This is a genomic window from Pseudomonas sp. RL (assembly GCF_000647775.1).
In the GTDB taxonomy this organism is placed as follows: domain Bacteria; phylum Pseudomonadota; class Gammaproteobacteria; order Pseudomonadales; family Pseudomonadaceae; genus Serpens; species Serpens flexibilis.
The window spans coordinates 1-5,760 of the sequence record NZ_JBOY01000110.1; the positions used below are offsets into that span (position 1 = coordinate 1).

The window sequence follows — 5,760 nt, forward strand, 5'->3', positions numbered from 1 at the left end:
CGCGCCCCAGCGGCCGGCCGGCCTCGGCCAGGGCGCGGGCGCCGCTCATGGAGCTTTCCTCGTCGCAGGTGGCGAGAATCAGCAGCGGCTGGCGGAACGGTCGGTCGAGCAGACCGCGCACGGCCTCGATCACCAACGCGAAGAAACCCTTCATGTCGCAGACGCCCAGTCCGTACCAGCGGCCGTCGCGTTCACTCAGCCGCCAGGGATCGCTGCGCCACAGCGCCGGGTCACAGGGCACGGTGTCGCTGTGCCCGGCCAGCACCAGCCCGCCGGGACCGCTGCCGCGACTGGCCAGCAGGTTGAACTTGCCGGGCTGCACCTGCTGGACGTCGCAATGAAAGCCCAACGCGCCGAGCCAGCTTTCCAGCAGGACGATGACCTCGCGGTTGGACTGATCGAGGGACGGCTGAGTGCAGCTCACCGAGGGCGCGGCGATCAGCGCGGCGAATTGCTGCTGGAGCGAGGGAAGGGGCATCGGCCATCTCCGTGCGTGCGATCAAGCCCGGAGTGAAGCACGAAAGACGCCATGCCGGCGAGGCATGGCGCCTGTGCGGGCGATCAGGTGAAGATCGCGCGGAAGATCAGGAAGAACAGGATCGAGAACGCCGCACCCACCGGCAGGGTCACCAGCCAGGAAGTGAAGATCTTGCCGATCACGCCCAGGTTCAGGGCGCCGATGCCACGGGCGATGCCGATACCCAGCACCGCACCCACCAGGGTGTGGGTGGTGGAGATCGGCAGGCCGAGGGCTGAAGCGGCCACCACGGTCGTGGCGGTGGCCAGCTCGGCTGCGAAACCGCGGCTGGGGGTCAGTTCGGTGATGCCCTTGCCGATGGTGGCGATCACCTTCCAGCCGTAGGTGGCCAGGCCGACCACGATGCCGATGGCGCCCAGCAGCAGCACCCAGCCCGGCACCGCGGACTTGGCACCGACCAACATGTCGCCACCGGCCTGGATCGCGCCCACCACGGCGGCCAACGGACCGACCGCGTTGGCCACGTCGTTGGCACCGTGGGCGAAGGCCATGGAGCAGGCGGTGAAGATCATCAGCACCGCGAAGACCTTCTCGACGCTGGCGTAGTGGAAGGCCTTGTCGGCTTCTTCATCGACCTTGATGCGGCTGAGCAAGGCGATGCCGATCAGCGCCACCAGCAGGCCGACGCCGATGGAGAGCAGCATGCTTTCGGCGGACGACAGGTTGATGCCGACGTGCTTGAGGCCCTTGCTGAAGGTCATGATCGAAACCATGAAGCCGGTCAGGAACATGTACACCGGCACGTAGCGCTTGGCCTTCTGAAACGGGTTGTCGGTGTTCATGATCAGCGCCTGCACGCTCATGAACAGGCCGAAGGCGATGACGCCGGACATGAAGGGCGTCACCACCCAGCTGGCGACGATCGGGCCGATGGCCCCCCAGTTCACCGCGTCGACCGACACGCCGACGGCGCCGAAACCAATCACCGCACCCACGATGGAGTGGGTGGTGGACACTGGCCAGCCCTTCACCGAGGCGATCATCAGCCAGGCGCCGGCGGCCAGCAGCGAGGACATCATGCCGAGGATGAACAGGTCAGGCGGAATCTGGGTGGCGTCGAGAATGCCGTTCTTGATGGTTTCGGTCACCTCACCGCCGGCGAAGTAGGCCCCGCAGAACTCGAAGACCATGGCGATGAGGATCGCCTGCTTGATGGTCAGTGCACGGGAGCCGACCGAAGTACCCATGGCGTTGGCCACGTCGTTGGCGCCCACCCCCCAGGCCATGAAAAAACCGAACGCGCAGGCGAGCACCAGCAGCACGAAGCCGTAGTCCGCGACAAGAGACATAACGAATTACCTGTAGATACCTAAAAAGGACGCTGGCGCTTAGCGCGCCAGCAGTTGTTCCAGACGATTGCCGACACGCTCGGCGCGGTCGGCCACGTCGCCAACCCACTCGATGATCTTGTACATGAACATCACATCGACGGGCGGAAGGTCCTTTTCCAGCGCATACAGCGCGCGCCGAATGGTGATCTGCATGCGATCGGTGTCGCGCTCGATTTCCTCGAGCTCCTCGACCATCTTCTCGACCAGCGCCACCTCGCGACCGCTGAAACCGGTCTCCAGCAGCCCATCCAGCTCCTTGAGCGCCTTGAGCGCCTGGGCACTGGCTTCGACGCAGCGGCTGACATAGTTCAGCATCGGCGCCTGCAGCGGCTGGGGGATGACCATGGTACGCCCGAGCATCAGTCCGGCAATGTCCTTGGCGCGGTTGGGAATCTTGTCCTGCACGCTGAGCAGATCGAGCAGGTCCGAACGCGGCACCGGCAGGAACAGGCTCTTGGGCAGGTGCTGGCGAACGTCCTTCTTGAGCTTGTCGGCCTCGTTCTCCATCCGGGCCATGTCCTTCTGGAGCAGCTCGACGCGCTCCCAGTCCTCGGCGATCACCGCCTGGAAGAAGGGGACCAGTTGGGCCGCGCATTCGTGCGCCTTGGCCATATGCTGCTGCATGGGGCCGATGGGCGAACGCCCGAACAGGCTGACGAAGGGGTTGGTTGGCATAGGGGGGACCCTGTTTGAAAGATGGCGGATTATAAGAGCCGCCTCGCGTTGCCGGCCAGTTCGTGTCACTGATCTGAAACAATTTTACGCATGTGACGCCTGCCGCTCGTGCTGCCCGTACAATGCACGCCATTTTCGCGAGACTCCTCCATGAACAAAGAAACCGAAATCAAACTGCGCGCCAGCCGCGCCTCCCTGGCGGCGCTGCGCGACCATCCGCTGCTGGCCGGGCGCAATCGCAGTGGCTGGCGGCGCGTCGAGCTGTACAACCAGTATTACGACACCGCCAGTCGGGATTTGGCTCACGCACGGGTCGCGCTGCGCCTGCGCCGCGACGGCGAGCAGTTCATCCAGACCCTGAAGAGCCGAGGCCAGAGTGTGGCCGGGCTGTCCGAGCGCAACGAGTGGGACTGGTACCTGCAACGCCCCGAGCTGGATCCCGCGCTGCTCGGCGACGATTGCTGGCCGGCCAGCCTGGCCGAGCTGGACAAGGCCAGCCTGCAGCCGCTGTTCACCACCGATTTCGTGCGCGAGAAGGCCGACATCGGCTGGGGCGAGGGTGAGGACGAGGTGCTGATCGAGGCCGCCCTGGACCTGGGCAAGGTGCTGGCCGACGGTCGCGAGGAAGAGATCTGCGAGCTGGAGCTGGAGCTGCGCAAGGGCCGTCCCGAGGTGCTGCTGGAGCTGGCCATCGGCCTGGCGGCCGACCTGCCGCTGGTGCCCTGCGACATCAGCAAGGCCGAGCGCGGCTACCGGCTGTTCGACGCCGGCAGCTACAGCCTGAGCCTGCCGGCGCCGGCACCGCACGCCGAACAGCCGCTGGACGAGGTGGTCGCGGCATTGGCCTGGCACCTGCTCGGCAGCAGCCAGCGGCTGGCCGAGCAGTACCGCTTCACCGGCCACTGGAAACTGCTGGAGCAGTGGCTGCAGCAACTGATCGACCTGCGCGCGCTGCTTAGCAGCCTCGGCCAGGCCGCGCCCCGGGTGAGCAGCCACGCGCTACGCGAAGCGCTGGACGCGCTGCTCGCCGAGTGGCGCCCGCGCGTCGTCGCCGGACAGCTCGACGAAGCGGCGCGCCAAGTCGCGCCGCAGCAGTTCGCCGCCGAGCTGGACGACACCCGCTGGGGTCTGTTCTCTCTGCAACTGGCGCACTGGCTGCTCGCGCGCAGCTGGACCCAACAGCGCAACCCGCGTGGCACGCGTGCCGGCGCGGCGGCCATCGGCCGCTGGCTGACCCAGTTCCTGCACGAGGAGATCGGCGCCCTGCCGCTGGAAAACTACCAGCGCCAACCGAGCGAGCTACCCGAGCAGCTGCCGCGCCTGGAACGCATGCTGGTCTGGCTGCGCCTGGCGCGCGGCGTACTGGAGGTGACCGAGGCCGATCGCCTGTACGGCGAGCTGCACAAGCTGCATGAGCTGGCGCTGCAACCGGTGGGCGTTGACGACGAGACCACTTTGCCGGCCCGCGCCGAGCAGGCCAAGCGCGTGTGGATGCTCAAGGCCTGGAAGGCGCTTAAATAGCGGACAGCCGCCCGCTTTTCGGGAGCGGACTTGTCCGCTCCCGCAGGTCCCGCGTCGAACCCTGTTTGATGTGCCGCGCTGCGCGCGGACTGTGCAAGGGCGCACCGCTCGGTTCCCGGCGAATCGCTAACCTGCCGAACCATCGTTCTCAGCAGGAGCCGCCCATGTCCGCTTCCACCCCGCCCGCTGCCGACCGCTGGCTGGAGCTCGGCGGCCTGCTGCGCGAGCTGGTCGCCAGTGGCCGCCTCACCCAGGACGGCGCCGAGCAGTGCCTGGCGCGCCGGGGCGCCGCCACGGGGCGCCAACACCCGCTGGAAGTCATCGCCGCCCAGCAACTGGATGACCTCGCCCACCCCGGCCGCGCGCTGGACCTGGAAACCCTCACCCAGTGGCTGGCCGAGCAGGCCGGCCAGCCCTACCTGCGCATCGATCCGCTGAAGATCGATGTCGCCGCCGTCGTGCCGCTGATGTCCCATGCCTTCGCTCAGCGCCACCGCATTCTCGCCGTGGCGGCGGACGGCGAGGCGGTGACCATCGCCAGCGCCGAGCCCCACGTGCACGGCTGGGAAGCCGACCTGCGCCATGTGCTCAAACGGCCCTTGCGCCGGGTGATCGCCAATCCAGCAGACATCCAGCGCTACACCCAGGAGTTCTACCGTCTGGCGCGCTCGGTGAGCGGCGCGGCCAGCCTGGACCAGAAGATCAGCGGCATCGGCAACTTCGAGCAACTGCTCAGCCTCGGTGCCAGCGACCAGGAGCCGGACGCCAACGACGCGCACATCGTCAACATCGTCGACTGGCTGTTCCAGTACGCCTACCAGCAGCGCGCCAGCGACATCCACATCGAGCCGCGCCGCGAGCAGGGCACGGTGCGCTTTCGCATCGACGGGGTGCTGCACACCGTCTACCAGCTGCCGCCGCAGGTGACCCTGGCGGTGATCAGCCGCCTGAAGAGCCTCGGCCGGCTGAACGTGGCGGAAAAGCGTAAGCCCCAGGACGGCCGCATCAAGACCCGCACCCCGGAGGGCGGCGAGGTGGAGCTGCGGTTGTCCACGCTACCGACCGCGTTCGGCGAGAAGATGGTGATGCGCATCTTCGACCCCGAAGTGCTGCTCAAGAGCTTCGATCAACTGGGCTTTTCCCCGGACGACCTGCAGCGCTGGCAGGCCATGACCCGCCAGCCCCACGGCATCATCCTGGTCACCGGCCCCACCGGCTCGGGCAAGACCACCACGCTGTACACCACCCTCAAGCAGCTGGCCACGCCGCAGGTGAACGTCTGCACGCTGGAAGACCCGATCGAGATGATCGAGCCGACCTTCAATCAGATGCAGGTGCAACCGCAGATCGACCTGGGCTTTGCCAGCGGCGTGCGCGCGCTGATGCGCCAGGATCCGGACATCATCATGATCGGCGAGATCCGCGACCTGGAAACCGCCGAGATGGCCATCCAGGCGGCGCTCACCGGGCACCTGGTGCTGTCCAGCCTGCACACCAACGACGCGCCCAGCGCCATCACCCGCCTGCTGGAGCTGGGCGTGCCGCACTACCTGCTCAAGGCCACCCTGCTGGGCGTGATGGCGCAACGCCTGGTACGCACCCTGTGCCCGCACTGCAAGGCGCCGGCGCAGATTGCGCCGGCGGACTGGCAGGCGCTGACCCGGCCGTGGAGCGCAGCGCCCCCCGGTGGCGCCC

5 protein-coding genes are annotated in these 5,760 nt (G+C 67.4%); 2 read left to right on the forward strand and 3 right to left on the reverse strand.

Going from position 1 to position 5,760, the window contains the following annotated elements:
• From AS93_RS0115310 to AS93_RS0115320, 3 genes are all read right to left on the reverse strand, one after another.
• The coding region (locus tag AS93_RS0115310; protein WP_027591422.1) for a M20/M25/M40 family metallo-hydrolase at nt 1-478 on the reverse strand (478 nt) is incomplete at its 3' end.
• A gap of 83 nt (nt 479-561) precedes the next feature.
• Nucleotides 562-1,827: an inorganic phosphate transporter gene (locus AS93_RS0115315; protein ID WP_027591423.1), complete on the reverse strand. Its 1,266-nt coding sequence runs from the start codon at nt 1,825-1,827 to the stop codon at nt 562-564.
• Between the two features lie 39 nt (nt 1,828-1,866).
• Entirely contained in the window at nt 1,867-2,544 is a 678-nt protein-coding gene (locus AS93_RS0115320; protein WP_027591424.1) for a TIGR00153 family protein, read from the reverse strand.
• A gap of 150 nt (nt 2,545-2,694) precedes the next feature.
• On the opposite strand from AS93_RS0115320, the gene AS93_RS0115325 reads away from it, so the two are divergent.
• Entirely contained in the window at nt 2,695-4,065 is a 1,371-nt protein-coding gene (locus AS93_RS0115325; RefSeq protein WP_027591425.1) for a CYTH domain-containing protein, read from the forward strand.
• Nucleotides 4,066-4,229: 164 nt separating this feature from the next.
• The coding region (locus tag AS93_RS0115330) for a GspE/PulE family protein (protein ID WP_027591426.1) at nt 4,230-5,760 on the forward strand (1,531 nt) is incomplete at its 3' end.

Bases quoted from the DNA above. Each gene is read 5' to 3' on its own strand.
- AS93_RS0115315 (WP_027591423.1), bottom strand. From the start codon at position 1,827: ATGTCTCTTGTCGCGGACTACGGCTTCGTGCTGCTGGTGCTCGCCTGC.
- AS93_RS0115320 (WP_027591424.1), bottom strand. From the start codon at position 2,544: ATGCCAACCAACCCCTTCGTCAGCCTGTTCGGGCGTTCGCCCATCGGC.
- AS93_RS0115325 (WP_027591425.1), top strand. From the start codon at position 2,695: ATGAACAAAGAAACCGAAATCAAACTGCGCGCCAGCCGCGCCTCCCTG.